The organism is Bianquea renquensis, from assembly GCF_014384895.1.
Taxonomy (GTDB): domain Bacteria; phylum Bacillota; class Clostridia; order Lachnospirales; family Bianqueaceae; genus Bianquea; species Bianquea renquensis.
Genome location: NZ_JACRSQ010000033.1, coordinates 1 through 20,855, shown reverse-complemented (window position 1 = coordinate 20,855; position 20,855 = coordinate 1). Strand labels below are relative to the sequence as shown.

The following is a 20,855-nucleotide window of genomic DNA, read 5'->3' as shown; positions in this document are numbered from 1 at the left end:
TTATAAGCGCCTCCATAGCAGGGATTAATAGCTAGGGAGGCGCTTATGATTTTAAAGTTTGCGGAACGCAAACGTTTTACCGCTGGGAGCCAAAGAAGAAAAGGGCGATGGTGCCCGGGCCAGAATGGGCGCCGATAACCGGCCCAATATAACTGATTAGGATATTGGAAATCCCGAACTTTTCCTGAACCAGATCTCGAACAAATTCTGCATCTTCAAGGCTATCGCCGTGGCCTATGAAGATGATATCGTTTTGATCAGGGGAATAGGTCTGCTCCATATGTTCCACAAGGGAGAGGAGGGATTTTTTGCGGCCCCGCACCTTGGAGACTGCGATTAAATGGCCCTCATCATCAACATGCATGACAGGCTTGATATTCAGGATGGAACCGATCGCAGCGGTGGCGCCGGAGATGCGGCCGCCTCTCTTTAGATGGTTCAAATCATCGACGGTAAACCAGTGGCAGAGATGAAGGCGATTGTCCAACAGCCATTGATTCAGCTCATCAAAGGACAGGCCGTTTTCTTTTTTCTTAGCAGCTGTGTACACGAGAAGCCCCTCGCCCATGGAGGCACACAGGGAATCGACGCAGGAGAATTTGCGCTCCGGATATTTTTCAAGAAGGTCATTGGCGGCGATGACGGCCGCTTGCTGGGTTCCGCTTAGACCAGAGGAAAAAGCGATATAGAGAATGTCCTTTCCCTCCTGAAAGAATGGTTCGAAATACTGGGTATACGTAAAGGTATTAATCTGAGACGTGGAAGCGAGCTCACCATTCCGAAGCCTGTTGTACACATCGGGGATCGAGATCACATGGGCGTCGGCAAAATGCTCATAGGTCTGGTCGGACAGTTGAAATTCCATTGGGATGACGGTGACGCCGAGTTCTGCCGCCATATCTGCCGGCAGATCCGCTGTCGCATCGGTGATGATGACGTAGGGGTTGACAGTCTGCATAGTTCTGACCTCCAAAATATGAAATGGGCGTGTTGGATCCTGTGCCTTTATTATAAAGGAATTGGTTTGAATTGGCAAGAGATATTTCGATTTCTTACAGACAAGCGAGCGATACGCTTTTTATACCGAGCCGGCAATGTACATACCATCGCGCTGCATTTCACTTCGTGAGGTGTATAGTGAAGAATTGTTAATTTCGCCGCTGTCCGGCGGGAGATGGTCAAGTTAGATATCGTTCATGGGGGGAGAGGACAGGTTCGAGTAACAGCCGGTATCTCGAAAGAAATATGGAGAAGGAACCTCCAATGTTAAAAATCATTCATCGATTCGAAAAAGTATCATCCATTGAATAGTCAAGATTGGACGGCTATAATAAAAGTTACCCTTTGTACCGTATCTGTAAAGCCAAATGTGTGGAGGTGGAATGGAGGATGGATAGGAAAGCCGGCCCAAAGTTGACCGATGCGCAATTTTTTAGCGAGCTGGTGGATTGTACGTTGCCCGGTTTGGAGGAGATTCCCGCCGCGGCGGCAAGGGGGGATTTTGTCGCCTGCCGCCGTCTGTTTGCGGCCCATGTGCGACAGAGTCTTCAGCCGGACCGTTTTTTTGCGATCCCTTATGAATTCCCGGAAAACCAATTTACTGTAGCAGGAGAATCGGAAGAAGAAGCCGGCGAGCGGATTAAAAAGCATATTCTCATCTCGGTGGGGGTACCCTGCCAGTTTGAGGGCAAGGTGGATTGGTTTGCCAACCCCACCTACAACGGATTCAAGGAATGGACTTGGCAAGTAAACCGCTGCCCTGAATGGAAGCTGCTGGCTCATTTATATCACACAACAGGGGATGAAAGCTATGCCGAAACCTTTGCCCAACTGTTTGACAGCTGGGTGATGCAGGCGGTGGCTCCGGAGGAGGATGTCAGCGGCGGCGAGACTTTGTGTTGGCGTACCATCGAGTGCGGCATCCGGATGGGCGCCAATTGGCCTTACACCTTATTTTCTTTCTATCGCAGTTCTCATTTTACGGATGATCGGTTGGTGGATTGGTATAAATCCGTGTGGGAACACGGCCACCGCCTGCGGGTGAACCATACGACCTGCAACTGGCTGATCATGGAAATGAACGGCCTAGGGCAGATCGGGATCTTGTATCCCCAGTTCAGGGCGGCGAAGGAATGGCTTGAATTCGCTGTGCAGGTACTTGCTAAGGAGTTGGACCTCCAAGTATATCCGGATCACTTCCATTTTGAATTGTCCACCGACTACCATTATGTTGTCATCAACAATTATATGCGATTGGTGCGCGTGGCGGGGGCCTTTGCTGTTCCGCTGCCGGAGAGCTTTGTCCGCCGTATTGAACAGATGCTAGAAGTTTTTGTAAAGCTTATGCGGCCCGACGGCTGTTTGCCGGATCTCAACGATGGATGCCATGATCCGGTGAAGACCTTCATCGACGAACAGATCCGCTACTTCCCGGATAATAAAGTGTTTGCGTGGGTTTCCCATGGCCGTAAGGGCATAGGAGCACCGGCCTATACCTCAGTGGCGCTGGAATATGCCGGTATGATGGTCATGCGCAGCGGCTGGGGCGAGAAGGATACATGGGGGTTCCTGGACGCAGGGCCCTTCGGCACCGGTCACCAGCATGAGGATAAGCTGAACCTGCTAATCCACGCCAAGGGCCAATATATTCTCACAGAGTGCGGCACGTATGCCTATGATGGATCTGAAATGCGCAAGTATGCCCTTTCCACCCGATCTCATAACACGGTGCGGGTGGATGGTATGGATCAAAATCGCCGTGCACACTACCGATGGCATGAGGGGGATATTGCGCAAAAAGCAAGGATGACCTACCGCATAGAGGAGGCGTTTGATTACGTGTCCGCCACTTACGATGAAGGGTACGGCGTCTGCGATCTCCATAGTTCTGAGGCTCCAGCGCACATGGGGGCTTCCCACTCTCGCTCCGTATTTTTTTTGAAGAAGCCTGGACACGGGATGGAGGCCTTTTTTCTGGTGATCGACCGGCTGCAAAGCGAAGACGAAAATGAGTATGAGCTACTGTGGCACGTGGATGCCGGCACGGTCTCCGTGCATGGGATGGATGTCACCGCTGATTTCCTGCACCTGTTAGTCTCATTGAAGGACAGAAAAAGGGACGGGGTGGACCTAATCTGCGGTCAGCAAAAGCCGGAGTGGCAGGGGTGGAAGCCGGGGCCCACCGGAATCCAGGGCGACGATGCTCCGCTGCCCACGGTACAGTATATGACCCATGGCAGTAACCTGCGGGTGGTCACGGTGCTCTACCCCGGAGAGGACTGCCCTATCACAGCAGTGGAAGCCAGCCGGGATGTAGAGGATACCCGAGTAACCCTGGTACTCCGGGATGGCTTTCAACTGGACTACGACGAAAGTCTTGGCGGATGTCGCACTGACGGCGAACAATAACATCATCTCGATCTCCAGTCATTTGGGTATGACTGGAGATCGTTTTGTTTTATAAGAAAGTTCACCGTAAGGCGGATATGATACAGGATAGCGGAGCGCAACTTTTCTATGAAGAATTGTTAATTTTTACGTTTCCGCAATCCCCGTTGGAAAGCTTTCAAGTTAGATTTCGTTCATCTGAGAAAGGACGATAACAGCCGAAATTTAGGCTAGAAGCACAAAAAAGTATAGAATAAACGATTTAAAATCGTTCATCTGTTCTGAAATAATCATCAATTGAAAAGTAAGGATCGGATCGCTATAATAAAAATAACGAATGGCATTCAAAAAACGTTTTGTTTTGAGAGGTTGGGTGGACAGAAAATGAATCATTCAGTTAGAGTAGCGAAAGTGCCACGTACACCACATAAGAGTTTGCGCGCGAAGCATAGTAAGGTGTGGCAACTCTATGTGTTATGTGCGCTTCCAGTTCTGCTGCTGCTGGTATTTTCCTATATCCCTATGGTAGGCAATCTTATTGCATTTCAGGATTATAGCGTTAGGCGAGGTCTTGCCAGTGAATTTGTTGGCTTTAAGTATTTTCGTCAGTTTTTCGAGATGCCAATCTTCTGGCAGATTATGAAAAACACGGTGCTTCTCAGCGTGTATTCTATCGTGATCGGGTTTCCTTTTCCGATCCTTTTGGCTCTGGCCTTCAATGAACTCAGCCATGCGAGAACGAAAAAGATTCTGCAGACGGTTACCTATGCGCCCTATTTTATTTCGACCGTGGTGCTTGTCAGTATTATGATGCAGGTTCTTCACTACCGGTACGGGATAGTCAATTCTGTCATCAAATCTTTTGGAGGGCAGCCTATCGATTTTCTCAGCAAAAAAGAAGCCTTTCGGCCTATGTACGTGTTGTCCGGAATTTGGCAGGGAGCGGGATACAGTTCGGTCCTCTATTTTGCCGCTCTTTCCGGAGTCGATGCATCCCTGTATGAGGCGGCCACCATCGATGGAGCGACGAAGCTGAAACGAGTCATCCACATTGATATTCCCTGCATCCTTCCCACCATCGTCATCACTTTGATTCTCAATACGGGGAGTATCTTGAGCGTTGGCTTCGAGAAGGTATTTCTCCTCCAGAATGCGTCCAACTATGCCGTGTCGGAGATCATCTCCACCTATGTGTACAAAATCGGTGTTAAGGATGCCCAATTCAGTTTATCAACGGCTATCGGCCTGTTCAATGCGGTGGTAAACTTTATCATTCTCTTTATTGTCAATAAGATCGCAAGCAAAATCAGCGATATCAGCTTATTCTAGCGTAAGAAAGAAGGATGCTCTATGACTGGAACGAGAAAGAGGCATAAGTCGAAGAAAATTCGGCTGACCGTACCGGATAGGATCTATATGGGATGTATTTATACATTTCTTGGACTTTTTACCCTAGCGGTTCTGTATCCCCTTATTTATGTGATCAGCGCTTCCTTTTCCTCCCCGACAGCTTTGATTCGGGGGAAGGTTGTCCTATTACCTGTCGATCCAGGCCTTCAGGGATACCAGGCCATATTTGCCACCTCGCAGGTATGGACAGGATATGGGAACTCCATTATCTATACGGCGGTTTATGCGGTTCTAAGTGTCATGCTCACCATGATGGTAGGGTATCCCCTCACCCGAAAGGAATTTCCCGCCAAAAAATTGGTTACGGTCCTGTACACCATTACCATGTTCATCGGCGGTGGTATGATCCCAGCCTACCTACTGATCCTAAAACTTCACCTCATGGACACCATGTGGGCGTTGATCCTTCCCGGCCTGACGGGGGCTTGGAATGTTATTATTACCAGGACGTTCATCAAATCCAGCATTCCGGAGGAGCTCTTTGAAGCGACGAGCATCGATGGAGGAAGCTATTTTCAGTGTTTTTTCTATATGGTGCTACCGCTTTCAAAGCCCATCATGGCGGTGCTAGCGCTGAGCGCGGCTACGTCCATGTGGAATTCCTATTTCAGCGCGCTGCTGTATATCAATACACCATCAAAATTTCCGTTACAGCTGATATTGCGCAACATTTTGGTACAAAATAATGTGGACTTCACGGCAATTGACAAGATGGGCAGTATCACAGATATGATGCAAAAACAGTATCTATCGGAGCTGCTCAAATACTCGCTCATCGTCGTATCCAGCATCCCCTTGCTGATCTTCTATCCCTTTATCCAGAAATATTTTATTAAGGGTGTCATGGTGGGATCCATCAAGGGCTGACAGGAGCTTACCGGAGGCGCGGCCTCTGTGAGCAATACATGAAAATGGAGGACAGGTATGAGAAAGAACATGAAAAGTATCATCGCGATGCTCCTTGTGGTCATGAGCATGACGGCCATGGTGTTCGGGTGTAAAAATGACACCGGAAATTCCAGCCAGAATTCGAATCCGAGCTCAAATCCGGATTCCAGCGCAGCTGGGAGCAACGCCACCAACGAGGATGGCGTGACGCCGGCTGGAGAGCTGCCCATTGTCACAGAGCAGACGACATTGTCGGTCATGCTGCCGCAGAATGCCAACATCAACGATCTTGTGGACAATGACTTCACCCATTTTGTGGAAGAGCAGACCAATATCAAATTGGATATGCAGATATCACCGGCGGATGGGTATGATGAGAAGCTGAATTTGGCTCTCAGCACTGGCACGTATCCGGAAGTGATCCTGTATGGCGCGGCGGGGTCCAACCTCGACATTGTAAAGTACGGCATGACGGAAAAGATTTATATCCCCATGAACGACTATATCGAAAAATACAGCGTCAATATTAAGCAGATCTGGGAGGACATTCCGACCATCAAAGAGTCCATGACCGCTCCTGATGGAAACGTGTATGTTATCCCCCGCAGTGAAGGCGCTGCTGGCCACGGATCGATATCCGACAAATTCTGGATCAATACCGCCTGGATTCAACAGCTGGGAAAATCGGTACCGACGACGACGGAGGAGTTCAAGGATGTGCTCATCGCCTTCCGCGATGAAGATCCCAACGGAAATGGGCAGAAGGATGAAGTCCCCCTCTCCGGAGCGGCCAATACATGGGCAGCGGATCCCTATTTATTTATCATGAATGCTTTCTGTCATTTTGATGGTGGAATCAAAATGTTTAAGGACGGCGTCTTCTCATCCCCGGTTACGACTGACGCTTTCAAAAATGGTCTTAAGTATTTAGCGGAACTGTATGATGAAGGACTTATTGATCCCGCTGCCTTTACCCAGGATCTGAACTCTCTGCTGAAATTGGGCAATGCGGAGCCGACGGTGTTGGGAAGCTTCGGGGCCGGACATCTCGCCATGGGCATTGACATTACCAACCGTGAGCTTGCCGACCAGTATGAGGCGCTTATGCCTCTGAAGGGCCCTGACGGATACCAGGGAACGCCGGTGTATGATGATCTGTATACTTCTGGAGGGCGCGCCGCCATCACAGACAAATGTGAAAAACCCGCTGTGGCCTTCCGCCTGCTCGATTTCTTCTGCGACGGATATGTTGTCAACCGGATGGATTTTGGCCCGGAGAATGAGTCCTGGGCAAAGGCTGATCCTGGAGCAACGGGCGTAACAGGATTGAAGGCCGAGTGGAAAATGTTATCGGATGGGACAAATTATTCCCAGCTGTCGAATAGTAAGACATGGGGGATTGGAATGCTGTTCCCGGCGGACTGGAAGGCAAAACTTCAATTTGAAGGCGATATTTTGGATGCTGAGAATTATGAAGCGCGTCTCATCCGTGATACCGCCGCCTATGCTCAGTATAGAGGCGAAGGGGAATCTGAGAAGCCCATGTGGGCCGACGCGGACACGGCGACAGCTCTCTCCAATCAAGCGGTTCCTATCAACGACTATGTGAAATCAGCCATCGTTGCCTTTATTACGGGGCAGAAGGATATAGACGCGGAATGGGACGCGTACCTGGCAGATCTGGAAAAGCTGGGACTGTCGGATTACATCGCAGCCTATCAGAAAACGTATGATGAAAGTAACAAATAAAGTAGTATAGGAGTAGGCGCCGCTTTGGTCATAGTTTGGCTCTGGCGGCGCTTTTCTTCTTTACGCGCATCTCAAAGCTTGCTATAATGGAGGAGACTTGGAATTAAAGGCGGGGAAGGTGGGGGCATGAAAAGAAATAGGGAGAACTTCTTTATCTGGCGATATTTTATGTACTTTTGCAGCGTAGCCGTAATACCAGTCGCTCTGACGATGTTTATATATCTCGATACGGTCAGGATAGTGAAGGAGGAGGAATACCAGTCCATCGTCAATGCCGTAGAGCAGAACAGCAAGATGATCGACGAATATATCATCGGCATGCGGCACCTGGCGATTAATCTGCGGTCGAATCAGCAAGCCAATGATTTTTTTGCGGATGGGGATCCCATGAGGGATCCAAATTGTATTACGGATATAATCAATGTACAAAAATATATAGCGTCTCTGTTGAGACTGAATTCCACATTCGACGACATTTTTTTGTATTCGGAAAAGTCTGGTGCTCTTGTAACGCAAAGCTCCGCTTATACAAGGCTGGCAGAGGGGTATTCTCCGATTCATTTTGGGCTGGAGGATACTGGGAGCGCGGGTATCGATTTTCTGACTACGCAATATCGAGATGAGTTTCTATACGATGCGTGTATTGGACGGAAAGACACCTACGGAAATTATTTGGTATATGCGGACACAGTGGAGCTGGCAGGATACCATAGAACGATCTTTGTGCTCCTAAATAATTCTAGAATCAGCCAGCTTTTTAAGCAAATATTAGACAACAGCGAAGGGTTTCTCTATATCACAGGGCGGGACGGGAACGTTGTTTTGGGTGAGGGGCTCCCGGACGATACGGTGCTGGCCCGTGTGCGGGAGAAGGCTGCCGGCGAGGGTGGATACTTTATTCAGTCTGTCGGCGGGAAAAAGATGTTCATCTCCTATGTGAAAGAGGAACAAAACACGTTTGAATATTATTTTGCCATGGATTTGAAAAATGTGCTAGAGAAGACGGAGTCCATCCGGCTGCTCTTTGGCGGAATGATGGCCTTTGCCCTATTGATGACCCTGGCCTTAATCTATATCGCATCCATCAAAACCACAAAGCCTATCAATGCGATTGTGGATATCCTTCAGAGCTCCGCGAAAAACAAAAAACAGAAATATAAATTTGACGACATCAACGAAGAGTTGAGACAAATCATCGCAGCCAATGGAATGATGCAGCAGGAGATTCTCTCCCTTATGGATTCCCAGAAAAATACAGTCTTTTACCGGCTGTTCAATGGGCATTTTGAGACGGACGAAGAATACACCAACGGAATTAGCCTCATTGGGCTGCGGGGAGATCAGAAGATGTACGCCGTTGTGATTGTGGCAATCAACGATGCAAATTCTTCGCTGGAGGAGATCAGCGCTCTAAAAATGCTCATCAATCGTCTCATGGATTCTATCGATCCCAATATATGCGGCTATTTTGACATTGACTTTTATAAGGAAGCTATGATCATTCCCAGCAATGAGTCCAGTCAGGAGGAGTTCATCGACCGGATCGACGATCTGGCCAATGAAGTCTGCGCAGGCCTTAAAGAGAATCCTGGCATCTCCATTTCTTTTGTCGGTAGCCTGACAAGAAAGATCAGCAAACTCCATTTTGCCTTTGAGGAGGCAAAAATCGCCCTCAGTTACAGGAGAGCCAACAATCGCTCGAAGGTTCAGTGGTTTGTAAAAGCGGCGGAAACGGAAATGACAATGGATTTCTTTTACCCCATCGAGACGGAGAGCAAGCTTATCGATGCTGTCATATCCGGAAATAGCAAGGAGACGCGCTCGATTTTTTCGTCCCTGGGCAAACTCAACATGGAGCAGGGAAATCAGACGGAGAGCGCTCAGCTGCAATTTTTGAGTAGTCTGCTTTCCACCATGTATCGAATCCAAAAGCTCATACCGGATGAATACTGCGGACAGGTGGCAGATAAAATCAGGTCCTTTAATGAGTCCATGTCCAAGAGTCAGCGGTATCTCAGCCAATTTTACGAGATGAAAAAGTATTGCATTGAGCTGGCAGGGAGTATTGGCCATGAGCAGGGGCATGAAAACAGTAAGCTGATATCGGAAATCCTCTCATATATCGAATCGAACTATACGGATCCCATGATATCATTGGCGGCTGTAGCGGATATTTTCAGCATCACGGAAATCTATCTGTCCAGACTGTTTAAAGAACAGACAGGAGAGAATTTCTCGAAGTTCATCGAAAGACTTCGCATGGAAAAGGCGCAGGATATGCTCGCCAAGACAGACATGAGGGTGGCAGACATATCGCAGGCTGTGGGATATAATTACGTGCAGGTCTTCAATCGGGTGTATAAGAGAAATTTTGGAAAGACGCCCAGCGAGATTCAAAAAGCGAAGCCACATGAAAAAGAGGGAGAATAACATGCTAGAACGCTTTTCCGATGCCCCCGATGAGTACGGGGAAGTCCCATTTTACTGGTGGGAAGGGGAGAAAATCACGAAGGAACGGCTCCTGTGGCAGCTGGAGCAGTTAAAGGATCGCGATATCTGTGCTCTGCAAATTAACTATTGCCATACGGATTCTGGCGGACGAAACTGCGGATTGACCATGGACAGCGATCCCCCGGTTTTTTCCGATGAGTGGTGGGAGCTGGTTGGATGGTTTATGCAGGAGTGCAAGAAATATGGCATTGCGGTGTCCCTCAGCGACTATACACTGGAGGCTCCAGGCCAGGAGCGGTATATGGATGCCATTGCGGCGAAGCATCCGGAGGTTCTAGGGAAAAAACTAGAACTGGTGGATGGAGATGTGGTGGTTCAGGAGGTTCCCTATTCCGTTGATCCCATGAATCCGAATCTGGGGCGTTATGTCATTGAAGAATTTTATGGGGCCTTCGACGAGCATTTTCCTGGGGAGGGAGGGAAAGGGCTAAATTTTTTCTTCTCGGACGAGTTGACCTTCAATATTCGGGGAAATCTGTGGAACGATGCATTTGAGGAGGAGTTTCAAAGGCGCAAAGGCTACAGCATTATGCCGTATAGAAAGGGAATATTCCAGGATATCGGAGACATAACCCAGAAGATCCGGCTAGACTACTGCGATGTCATTGTACAGCTGACGGAGGAAGGCTATTTCAAACACATTTACCAGTGGAATCAAGAGCGAGGTATGATCTTCGGCGGTGATCCGTGCGGCCGGGGGAGGAATGTCACGGAATACGGAGATTATTTTAGAACCCAGCGATGGAATCAGGCGCCGGGGAACGATCAGCCCGATCTGTCTTCCGACATCGTCAAGTCCAAAGTGTCCAGCTCCATATCCCACCTGTACAAGCGTCCGAGGACATGGCTGGAGGGATTTTGCGGCAGCGGGTGGGGAACCTCGTCCAACGACGTGGCGGACGCAACGTTCCGAAATTTTGCCTTGGGCCACAACCTGCTGACGCTTCACGGCCTCTATTACTCAACTTACGGCGGGTACTGGGAATGGTCTCCGCCCTGCAATCATTTCCGAATGCCGTACTGGAAGCATATGGACCGCTTCCTCGCCTGTACAAAGCGCCTAAGTTTCCTCCTGAGCAGCGGCGTCCATGTCTGCGACGTTGCGATCCTGTATCCCGTGGCGGCTGTGGAGGGAGGTCTGGACGGGGAGACGTCTGTTGAGACAGCCTTTGCGGCGGGAGAATTTCTGTACCGCCATACGGTGGATTTTGACTTTCTGGATTTTGAATCCCTGGGCCGTGCGGATATAGAGGACAAATGCCTGTGCGTCTCTGGCGAGCGATATAAGACAGTTATCGTGCCGTCCATGAAGAGCATCCGCTTCTCTTCGATACAGAAGCTATGGGAGTTTTCCGAGATCGGAGGTTCCGTGATGCTGCTGGGAGCGGTGCCGTTGGCCTCCGACAGAGTGGGACGAAGCGATGTGGAACTGGACAGGATGGTTCAGGATATCGTTCAGAAGAATGGCAATCCTCAAAATCTGGAAGAGGTCATGAGGCAGATTCGAAACTTGACCATACCGGATATGGAAGGCCCGGAGCATCCCTATATGCTACACCGGAGAATCGACAACATAGATGTATACATGGTGTATGGAGCCCGAAAAGGGGGTGTGTATACTTTTCGCGCCAAAGGGAAAATCATGGAGTTCGACCCTTGGAGTGGCAAGGAGGAGGAGCTGGCCTGCATAAAACAAACGGATCAGAGTACCACTCTCAGAATGCCCCACTCGGAAACGGATGTCCAGATCATCGCCTTTGACAATGAGGGAAAGGCAAAAGCGGAAAGGGATGAGCCGGTGTACAGAGAGATTCCGATTGAAGGGAAGTGGGAATTTGAGCTGCTCCCGACCATGGATAACGAGTACGGCGATTACAGTCAGCCGCCTTTCAAGGGAAAAGTCGGGGCGCAGGCGCGATTCTTCACATTTACGCAGGGCACGAGAGAAAAGGAAGTCATGTGTTCTTACGGAACGTATTTTTACAAACTTGGTCCTCTGACGAGACCCTGTGATTCAGAGATTTTGGCCATGGATACATACAGTGCCGGCGCGGGCATTAAGCTGGACGGAGAATTCTATGCGTTTGAGGAATACACTATGTCCATGCGGTACGGCATTCCCATGGATGCCGGATATCAAGGGAGCTATCATGGGCTTAAAGGGCGGATCAGCGATGAATTCATCGGGCTCGGCAATAAAATCGTAACCAATATTAAGACCAACACCCACTATGAACCCGAGGGGGAGGGAACGATTTATTATCTCGCAACAGCCGTCGTCTGCGATGAAGATACAGAGGCCTATGTCAAGCAAGGAAGCTTGAAGGCGGCCCAAATGTATATTAACAAGACTCCAGTTGCGGGGGAGACGGTGAACCTGAAAAGGGGTGTCAACGAGGTGCTCCTTCGCTATGATAAAGCAGGCAGGACCTATTTTATTCTGGACCGCGAGAAGGAGACTGCGAGACAGACATACCCTCTTGCCATGAGCTGGTATAACAAGGACAGCGTGCTGCCCTTCTGTCCTAACTTTCTGCAAAAATGCGAGCCCTGCCACTTTGCGTTTACGGCGCCTCCGGCGGTGAAAGAATTGCGGTTTGCGGCGGTCGGGCAGGTGCGTGTCCTCGGAGATGAGGGAGAGCTTACACTTGAAAAGCTCGGCAGTGCTGTGCATGGAGCCAGCCTGTATAGAGCGGAAGTCAAAACTCCGATTGATGAACCTCGAGAGATTCAGATCGTCATTCAGCCGCGGCCAGGCTGTTTTGAGGCGTCTCTGACAGAGCCAGTGGACATGGACTGTGGCGTAGGCCGTATGGACACCGGTGACTGGGCACAGATAAGCGGCCTTCGTTGTTATTCCGGCGGCGCTGCGTATACGAAGCACATCACAGTGCCAAAACATGAACAAGTTTTTATGGATCTCGGAGACGTGGGATGTTCGGTCGAACTCTTTGTCAACGGACGATCCGCAGGCGTGCGGATGCATGCGCCGTATGTGTTCGATATCACCCAGCTTGCGCAGGAAGGGGAAATACAGATTCGCGCGGAGATCTACAATACGCTGTATAATCACTACCTGACCATCCCAACCTACTATAACACCGTTCCCAGGGCATCCGGGCTTCTCGGGCCGGTCTCACTGCGAGTCCGCTAGGGTGGAAAAGTATGAAGATTGCCAATTTGCGGACAGAGTATCAGCGGGAACCGTTGGGGATCGACAGGAGAAATCCCCGATTCAGTTGGGAGCTGACGGCGGAGACATGGGAAAGAGACAAGTTTCAGCATGCGTATTGGATACAGGCGGCATCGGATGAACACCTTTTTGACGCACCAGATTTGTGGGATACCGGTTTCATCGAAGGAAGTGAGACATGCCAGATCCGGTATCAGGGGAGTCCTCTCCATTCCAGACAGCGGGTCTTTTGGAGAGTGTGTGTGAGGGATGAGCGGGGCGTGATCACGGATTGGAGCCCGACCGCCAGTTTCAGCGTGGGTCTTTTGGACAGGAAAGATTGGAAGGCGAGCTGGATCGGCATCGAATCCGACGATGGCCTGCCGCCCTTTGAGCCCGCGGACAAAGTATGGGAATCCATAGAGAAAAATGGCTGGGGAAAGGGCTGGGGGCAGGCGAAATATGAGGGGATTCTAGGGGAGGAAACGGAAGAGTATTTAAAAATCGTCAACCAGGAGCTCACCTGCAAGCCTAGGTTTCACAATCCCTCCCTTTCGATTCGCCAGATGTTCCGGGAAAAAAAGTTGGCGCGTCCGAGATATGTGCGGAGGGAATTCACAGCGGCGAAGGAATTCAGCAAGGCCGTGCTCTATGCCACGGCCCTGGGACTGTATGAGCTGTACATAAACGGCGAAAAGGTAGGGGACAGAATTCTGTCTCCCGAGTGGACCAGCTACAACCGGAGAGTCCAATATCAAACCTATGACGTGACGCCCATGTTGCGCAGAGGTGTCAATACCTTGAGCGCCCGGCTTGGAAATGGATGGTACTGCGGCATGTGGCAATTTTGGCCTCAGATGCCGCACCTATACGGGAGAGAGCCCTTGCTTCTCGCGCAGTTGGAGATGGAGACGGAAGAGGGGAGAGTCCTCGTTGTTTCCGATGACAACTGGAAGGGAACGGATCAAGGCGGGTTACGGTTTTCCGGCCTTTACGAGGGGGAAGAATTCGATGCCCGAATGGAGCCGAGAGGCTTTGATCAAAATGGATTTGATGATTCCCTGTGGAAAAACGCGGTTATACGCAGACCGAAGCACGGCAAGCTGATCTGGCAGAGGAGCGAGCCGATCCGGGTGACACAAGTGCTGCGGGCGGTGGCTGTGACGAGCCCGAAGAATAAAGTGTATGTTTTCGATTTTGGCCAGAATCTGGTGGGGCGGATCAAAATCAAAGTGGACGCGCCTGAGGGGACGCGGATCCGCCTTTTTCACAACGAAGTGTTGAATGCGGATGGCACGGTCTATAGAGAGAATCTCTCCGCAGGGCATATGACGAGGGCGCCACATCAGACCTTGGACTATATTTGTGCAGGAGGGCAGGAGGCGTATTGTCCCTATTTCACCTACATGGGATTTCGCTATGTCGAGGTTGAGGGCCTGCCCTATGAGCCGCTGCCCGATTGTATGGAAGCACAGGTCATTCACACGGACTTTGCAGAGACAGGCGCCTTTTCCTGCTCCGATCCCCTTGTCAGCAAACTGGCGATGAATATAAAATGGTCGCAGAGGGGGAATATGCTGGGAATCCCGACCGACTGTCCTCAGAGGGATGAGCGCTGTGGATATACCGGAGACGGTCAGTTTTTTATGCCCACCGGCCTGTACAACATGGATCTGGCCGCCTTTAACTCAAAATGGATACGGGATATATGCCAGGACAGCTTTCGAAGAGAAGGATATTTCGCGGATCACGCCCCGGATTTCGGCGCGGGGAGGCGGAATGTGGGGTGGCAGGAGGCCGGTGTCATCTGTCCCTATCTCCAGTACCGATGCTATGGCGATACGGATATCCTGGCGGAGAACTACGAGGCTATGGTACAGTTTACCATGGGCTTGCATGAGAAAGCAGATGAAAGGGGCCTGCAAGGGAAAGACGGCGCCGGCAATGGCGACTGGCTCAATCTGGGAGGTGGCGCCTCCCATGAGGTTATAGCGGCGGCGTACTATATCCGGGTGTTAGACTGTATGGCGGAGATAGCCCGGGCGCTGGATAAAGACGCGGACGCAGATTCTTTGCAGGCTTTGGCAGTGCAGGCGCGGGCCGCTTTTGCGGACCACTTGATCGACGGTGAAGGAAGAATCAGCGATAGCAGCCAAACCGGCTATGCACTGGCCTTTGCTCTTGGACTGGTTCCCCATGGGAAGCGGGAGGCCGCCGCATATCAGTTCAAAAAGGAAATGGAGCGGTTTGAAGGAAGGCTGGCGACAGGGTTTATTGGAACGCCGCTTCTCCTGCCAGCCCTGCACGCAGCGGGATTGGATGACATGGCATATCGCGTACTGCTCAGGCGCGATGCGCCCTCCTGGCTCTATCCGGTGCGCATGGGAGCCACGACGGTTTGGGAGCGGTGGGATGGATACACGGAAGAAAAGGGATACGCGGACAGCGGCATGAATTCCTTTAATCACTATGCCTTTGGATCGGTGGGGGAATACCTGTTTTCTGTGATCGGCGGGATCAAGGAGAGGAGCCCAGGATATGGAGAGTTTTACATCCGGCCTGTCATTGGAAGAGGGTTGTCGTGGGCGAAAGTATCCTTCCACAGCATCCACGGTGAGATTTTTGTATTTTGGACAGATCGCGGGAAAGTGGCGGAGGTCGAAGTAGGGGTCCCGGTCAATACAAGATGTTATTTGACGCTTCCTTGGGGGGGAGGAGATGATTTTGTCCTCAGGGCGGTATTGGTTCAAGAGTCCTCCAGCGGACAACCGATGATTCGCAGGGACAGGATCTAAAAAAACGCTACTGGCAGGTAAAAATTTAAGACTGCTTTTTTTCCATCCATTCTTTATACTTACAGTATATACTGTCAAAGGGAGGATGAAAGATGATCAAACTGAATACTGCGGCCGTAAAGGATAAAATTTACGCCTGCTGGGTGGGCAAAAATATCGGGGGAACCATGGGGGCCCCCTATGAGGGCCGGCGTGAGCTTATGGATATTAAAGGGTTTTCAACTCCAAAGGGGACTGTGCTGCCCAATGATGATCTGGATCTGCAATTGGCCTGGCTGCTGGCAATGGAGGAGAATGGGCCCTACAATCTGAACGCGCTGATTTTAGGGGAGTACTGGATCAACTATATTACGCCCCATTGGAACGAATATGGAATTGGCAAATGCAACATGAAAGCGGGACTCCTGCCGCCGCTATCGGGCGAATACAAAAATAAGTGGAAGCATTCCAATGGCGCGTGGATCCGCTCGGAGATTTGGGCATGTATGGCGCCCGGCTGTCCCGATATCGCCATTCGATACGCCCTGGAGGACGCGTGCATCGACCACGGCATGGGGGAGGGCACATACGCAGAATTCTTTACAGCCGCTTTAGAAAGCGCGGCTTTTGTGGTAGATGATCTGCGCACATTGATTTCCATTGGTCTGTCTAAGATTCCGGAGGATTGCCGTGTTGCACGGAGTGTTAAAATTGTTGTGGACAATTATGATAAGGGGATCGACTGGATTACGACCCGCAATCAGCTTGTGGAGGATAGCGCCGACTTAGGATGGTTCCAGGCCCCGGCCAACGTTGGGTTTGTTGTCATTGGCCTGCTCTATGGGGAAGGGGATTTTAAAAAGTCCATGCTGTACGCCATCAACTGCGGTGACGATACAGACTGCACGGGAGCGACCCTTGGTTCCATACTGGGCATTGCCTTTGGCAGTGCTGGCATCCCGGAGGATTGGAAAGAGTATATCGGAGATCAGATTGTGACGATTTCGCTTGACAAAACAAGCCGGCACTTCGCGGACACGTGTACTGAGTTGACAGAGCGGACATACTCCATGATCGTCCCTGTGCTGATGGCCAATGGCGCGGATGTGGAACTGACGAATGGCCCGCAGGAGATTGCGAAGGAATACGTGGATTCGCTATTTGACGGAAAAAAGGCTAAGTTTCTCTATGATCGTCCTGGATATTCCTATAGCGTAGACTTTATCCACGCCAGCGCCAGAGTCGAGTTTGATGGAGAGCCAGAAATCCGTGCGAATGAAAGCATTGGGGTGCGCATTCGCTTCTTTAACAAGAAATACGAGGCAAAACATTTACACATCCGGCTGTTGTTGCCGGACGGATTTACTGCCGCGTACGCGAAAGATGTGTATCTCTTCCATCAAGACGATGCCAGCGCAGAGTGGAACGCTGTCATTACAGCGGGAGAACAGGTGGAGGCCATCAACCGGGTGATCGCGGAGGTTACGGTGATGGGGCATCCGACTGTCGGACTGATTCCCATCACAATCCTTGGATAAGATGTATCATATTATAAGAAAACCTCTGGAGAGAGTAGAGCCGGTAAGGCGTGGAAATCTCCAGGGGTTTTCTGCTATTCTGCTGTAGAGCAGGGCTGGGGGAAGCGGTTATACTTTACAAAATTACTAGAATATGGTATGATAAAAATACGGTTAAGCGATTAACCACCGATCATGGGAAGATTCGAGATAAAGGGGGAACGCGGATGTTAATCGGTGGATTGGATATCGGAACCAGCGGGTGTAAAATCACAGTATACAATGAAAAGGGCGACTTTATCGAGAAACAGTATCGGGAATATGCCTCCAAACATGCCCAAGATGTCCATGAGATAGACGCGGAAGCGATCTATCAAGCGGTGGGGGACGTGATCAGCAGCACTGTGCAGAAGCCGGAGGTGCTGGGGGTGACTTCTTTCGGGGAGACCTTTGTGCTGGTGGATGAAAATGACCGAGTCCTGTGTGATTCCATGTTGTACACGGATCCCCGTGGCGATGCGGAATGTGCAGTGTTTGACAGCCAAATGGTGAAGAAAATCACCTATTGCGCGCCACATGGCATGTACAGCCTCCCGAAACTTGTGTGGATCCGAAAGAACCGACCGGACTTGTACGAGCGGACAAAGCATATTTTCCTGATCCAGGATTATATTCTGTACATGCTGACGGGGAATGCTTGTATTGATTATTCTCTGGCTGCTAGAACAATGGGCTTAGATATTCGGCGGAAGGTATGGAGTGAGGAAATTTTTGCGGCGGCGGGCATTGATCCCGCTAAAATGTCGAAACCAGTGGAAAGTGGCGCTGTCGTTGGCACATCCTGTGCTTTTGGCTTGCCCAACGCGAGGATAATTGCCGGAGGGCACGACCAGGTGGCATCTGCCATTGGGGCCGGCGCTTTAGAAAACGGCACCGCCGTGGACGGCAGCGGCAGTGTGGAGTGTATAACGCCGGTCTTTTCCCGGCTGCCCGAATCCGAGGAGATTTGTGACAGCGGCTACGCCTTTGTCCCTTTTCCCGGGGATCAATATGTCTGCTATGCCTTTTCCTTTACAGGCGGCACGGCGTTGAAGTGGTACCGGGATCAGTTTGCTCCGGAAAGCTCCTACAGAGAGCTGGACGCGGGAATCCGCCCCGATCCAAGCGGGATTCTGACTGTCCCCCATTTCGCCGGTGCGGCAACGCCCTATATGGACGCGGGAGCGAGGGCGGTGTTCGCGGGGATAACCCTTGAGACTACGCCGGCTGACCTGTACCGCAGTATCATGGAAGGGGTAGCGTATGAGATGAAGGTCAATCTAGAGCGCCTTTCTACATATGGAATCTGCCCGAATATGCTGTTTGCCACAGGGGGCGGTGCGAAGAGCCAAGTCTGGCTGCAGATGAAAGCGGATATTCTGGGGCTGCCCATTACCGCTATCGACGCGCCGGAGGTGGGCACGCTGGGAACCGTGATGTTGGCGGCGGTGGCAGTGGGCATGGTTTCCGATCTGCAAGGGGCGAAAGCGCTGTTCGTGAAAGAAGGAAAGACTTTTTATCCGGACAGTGGAAAGGGAGACGCATACAGAGAACTGTACGAAAAATATGTCCAAATCTATACGGCCGCAAAAAACTGGCGGTAACGGCGGCGCCCAGTTGGCAAATACCGGAGCGCGGAGCAGACAAATCCATATGCGGTGATATCTGGTTGCAATAGATTAATTTCTCGGAGGAAGTCAAAGATGCTTGTTACTTTGAAGGATGTTTTAAAAATCGCAGAAGCGAAAAAGTTAGCGGTGGGCGCATTTAACACGCCCAACCTGGAAAGTTTAACGGCGGTGCTTGAAGCGGCGGAGGAACGAAATCTGCCTGTGGTGATTATGCATGCGCAGGTTCACGAGGAGATGGGCCTTGCCAAGCTGGATGAGATGGGGGAGATTATGCTTTTACTGGCAGACAAGGCGTCAGTGCCAGTCTGTGTCCATCTCGATCACGGGGTCGATCTCGCCTATGTCAAGAGAGGGCTGGATATGGGGTTTACCTCCGTTATGTATGACGGTTCAGAACTTCCATATGAAGAAAATTGCGCCAACACGTCGATCATCGTGGAACTGGCGGCACAAACCAATGCCAGTGTGGAAGCGGAGATCGGAACCCTTGGTTCCCGGGAAGGCGGCGAGGCGTCAGTAAGCGTATATACGGAGCCGGATGCGGCGAAGCGTTTTGTTGAAGAAACCGGAATCGATGCGCTGGCGTGTGCCTTCGGCACAGCTCACGGGATTTATCTGAAAAAGCCGAAACTGGATTTTGAGCGGCTGGAGAAGATCCATGAGATGGTGGATGTTCCGCTGGTCATGCACGGCGGGAGCGGTGTCAGCGACGAGGATTACCGGCGGGTGATTGGTCTTGGAATTCGAAAGATCAATTACTATACCTATATGGCAAAGGCTGGCGGTGCTGGTGTGCAGCAGATGGCTGATATGACATTTTATCATGATATTGCGCTGGCGGCGAAAGAAGCCATGACCGCGGATGTTGGCCATGCGATGGATATTTTCAGCGGAAAAATATAATATCAAGAAGGGGAGAGAACATGAAGAGATCAGAATTGAATCAGATTATGCGGGATGCGGTAGAGTTTATCCAGAAAATGAACTTTAAACTGCCCCCCTTTGCCTTTTGGAGCCCGGAGGATTGGGCGGAAAAAGGAAGCGATTACAATGAGATTCGGGACAATATGCTGGGATGGGACATCACGGACTTTGGCTCCGGCGATTACCGGAAGATCGGGCTCTTGATGTTTACCATTCGGAACGGAAACTTCAATGATCCACAGTATGTGAAACCCTACGCGGAGAAACTGCTGATTGTGGAGGAAGAGCAGATCACGCCGTATCATTTCCACTGGAGCAAAATGGAGGACATCATTAATCGCGGCGGTGGGAATCTGATGGTAAAGGTCTATAATTCTACAGAGGATGAAAAATTCGCCGATACGCCGGTAAAGGTGATGGTGGATGGGCACCATTACCATGTGCCGGCAGGTTCCGTCATACGGATTACCCCCGGTGAGAGCATCACGCTGTACAGCGGAATGTACCACTCTTTCTGGGGGGAAAAGGGGACTGGAAGAATTCTTCTCGGCGAAGTTTCCAAGGTGAACGATGACCGTGTGGATAACCGTTTCTACGAGGAAACCGGCCGTTTTCCCGCAATTGAAGAAGATGAAGCGCCGCTGTACCTGCTGGGCAATGAATACCCTGCTGCGAAAGAATAACCTTAGTTGTAATCAGACGGCTACATCTGAAATCCTCGATTTCAGATGTAGTTTTGTTTGCCCAGCATGGGCGTTCTCTAACGGGTGAAAGTCCCGAGTGCGCGTAGGCAACGACGAAGCACATAGCCGAACAGCAAGGGTGTCCATCGCGAGGTGGAATCTGAAAGAAG

General features: G+C 50.7%; 12 protein-coding genes. 11 read left to right on the top strand and 1 reads right to left on the bottom strand.

Annotated features, from left to right (window positions below; all coding sequences use genetic code 11):
• Positions 1 to 76: 76 nt before the first annotated feature.
• Positions 77 to 958, bottom strand: a complete 882-nt coding sequence (locus H8730_RS14910) for a DegV family protein (RefSeq protein WP_177719905.1) — start codon at positions 956 to 958, stop codon at positions 77 to 79.
• Between the two features lie 431 nt (positions 959 to 1,389).
• Between H8730_RS14910 and H8730_RS14905 the strand changes: the two genes are divergently transcribed.
• From H8730_RS14905 to H8730_RS14855, 11 genes are all read left to right on the top strand, one after another.
• Complete coding sequence (locus H8730_RS14905; protein ID WP_177719906.1) at positions 1,390 to 3,408, top strand: alginate lyase family protein; 2,019 nt, start codon at positions 1,390 to 1,392, stop codon at positions 3,406 to 3,408.
• A 363-nt stretch (positions 3,409 to 3,771) separates the two neighbouring features.
• Positions 3,772 to 4,716, top strand: coding sequence for an ABC transporter permease (locus tag H8730_RS14900; protein ID WP_177719907.1), 945 nt, complete (start codon positions 3,772 to 3,774; stop codon positions 4,714 to 4,716).
• Positions 4,717 to 4,737: 21 nt separating this feature from the next.
• A complete protein-coding gene (locus tag H8730_RS14895) occupies positions 4,738 to 5,664 on the top strand; it encodes a carbohydrate ABC transporter permease (protein ID WP_177719908.1) in 927 nt (308 codons plus the stop codon).
• 57 nt (positions 5,665 to 5,721) lie between these two features.
• Positions 5,722 to 7,434 (top strand): extracellular solute-binding protein, encoded by a 1,713-nt coding sequence (locus H8730_RS14890; RefSeq protein ID WP_177719909.1) that lies wholly within the window; start codon positions 5,722 to 5,724, stop codon positions 7,432 to 7,434.
• 126 nt (positions 7,435 to 7,560) lie between these two features.
• Entirely contained in the window at positions 7,561 to 9,864 is a 2,304-nt protein-coding gene (locus tag H8730_RS14885) for a helix-turn-helix domain-containing protein (protein WP_177719910.1), read from the top strand.
• Position 9,865: 1 nt separating this feature from the next.
• Positions 9,866 to 13,099: a glycosyl hydrolase gene (locus tag H8730_RS14880; RefSeq protein WP_177719911.1), complete on the top strand. Its 3,234-nt coding sequence runs from the start codon at positions 9,866 to 9,868 to the stop codon at positions 13,097 to 13,099.
• An 11-nt stretch (positions 13,100 to 13,110) separates the two neighbouring features.
• The gene (locus H8730_RS14875) at positions 13,111 to 15,912 is read left to right on the top strand and encodes an alpha-L-rhamnosidase (RefSeq protein ID WP_177719912.1); all 2,802 of its coding nucleotides are present in this window, start codon (positions 13,111 to 13,113) and stop codon (positions 15,910 to 15,912) included.
• Between the two features lie 92 nt (positions 15,913 to 16,004).
• Positions 16,005 to 17,429 (top strand): ADP-ribosylglycohydrolase family protein, encoded by a 1,425-nt coding sequence (locus tag H8730_RS14870; RefSeq protein WP_177719913.1) that lies wholly within the window; start codon positions 16,005 to 16,007, stop codon positions 17,427 to 17,429.
• A gap of 206 nt (positions 17,430 to 17,635) precedes the next feature.
• Positions 17,636 to 19,051 carry an FGGY-family carbohydrate kinase gene (locus tag H8730_RS14865; protein WP_177719914.1) on the top strand — a complete coding sequence of 472 codons (1,416 nt, stop codon included), beginning with the start codon at positions 17,636 to 17,638 and terminating at the stop codon, positions 19,049 to 19,051.
• Positions 19,052 to 19,150: 99 nt separating this feature from the next.
• Positions 19,151 to 19,981, top strand: coding sequence for a class II fructose-bisphosphate aldolase (locus H8730_RS14860; RefSeq protein WP_177719915.1), 831 nt, complete (start codon positions 19,151 to 19,153; stop codon positions 19,979 to 19,981).
• A 20-nt stretch (positions 19,982 to 20,001) separates the two neighbouring features.
• Positions 20,002 to 20,685, top strand: coding sequence for a D-lyxose/D-mannose family sugar isomerase (locus tag H8730_RS14855; protein ID WP_177719916.1), 684 nt, complete (start codon positions 20,002 to 20,004; stop codon positions 20,683 to 20,685).
• Positions 20,686 to 20,855: the final 170 nt, after the last annotated feature.

What these genes read in the sequence shown, in the direction of transcription:
- H8730_RS14910 (WP_177719905.1), bottom strand. Translation starts at nt 958, where the DNA reads ATGCAGACTGTCAACCCCTACGTCATCATCACCGATGCGACAGCGGAT.
- H8730_RS14905 (WP_177719906.1), top strand. Translation starts at nt 1,390, where the DNA reads ATGGATAGGAAAGCCGGCCCAAAGTTGACCGATGCGCAATTTTTTAGC.
- H8730_RS14900 (WP_177719907.1), top strand. Translation starts at nt 3,772, where the DNA reads ATGAATCATTCAGTTAGAGTAGCGAAAGTGCCACGTACACCACATAAG.
- H8730_RS14895 (WP_177719908.1), top strand. Translation starts at nt 4,738, where the DNA reads ATGACTGGAACGAGAAAGAGGCATAAGTCGAAGAAAATTCGGCTGACC.
- H8730_RS14890 (WP_177719909.1), top strand. Translation starts at nt 5,722, where the DNA reads ATGAGAAAGAACATGAAAAGTATCATCGCGATGCTCCTTGTGGTCATG.
- H8730_RS14885 (WP_177719910.1), top strand. Translation starts at nt 7,561, where the DNA reads ATGAAAAGAAATAGGGAGAACTTCTTTATCTGGCGATATTTTATGTAC.
- H8730_RS14880 (WP_177719911.1), top strand. Translation starts at nt 9,866, where the DNA reads ATGCTAGAACGCTTTTCCGATGCCCCCGATGAGTACGGGGAAGTCCCA.
- H8730_RS14875 (WP_177719912.1), top strand. Translation starts at nt 13,111, where the DNA reads ATGAAGATTGCCAATTTGCGGACAGAGTATCAGCGGGAACCGTTGGGG.
- H8730_RS14870 (WP_177719913.1), top strand. Translation starts at nt 16,005, where the DNA reads ATGATCAAACTGAATACTGCGGCCGTAAAGGATAAAATTTACGCCTGC.
- H8730_RS14865 (WP_177719914.1), top strand. Translation starts at nt 17,636, where the DNA reads ATGTTAATCGGTGGATTGGATATCGGAACCAGCGGGTGTAAAATCACA.
- H8730_RS14860 (WP_177719915.1), top strand. Translation starts at nt 19,151, where the DNA reads ATGCTTGTTACTTTGAAGGATGTTTTAAAAATCGCAGAAGCGAAAAAG.
- H8730_RS14855 (WP_177719916.1), top strand. Translation starts at nt 20,002, where the DNA reads ATGAAGAGATCAGAATTGAATCAGATTATGCGGGATGCGGTAGAGTTT.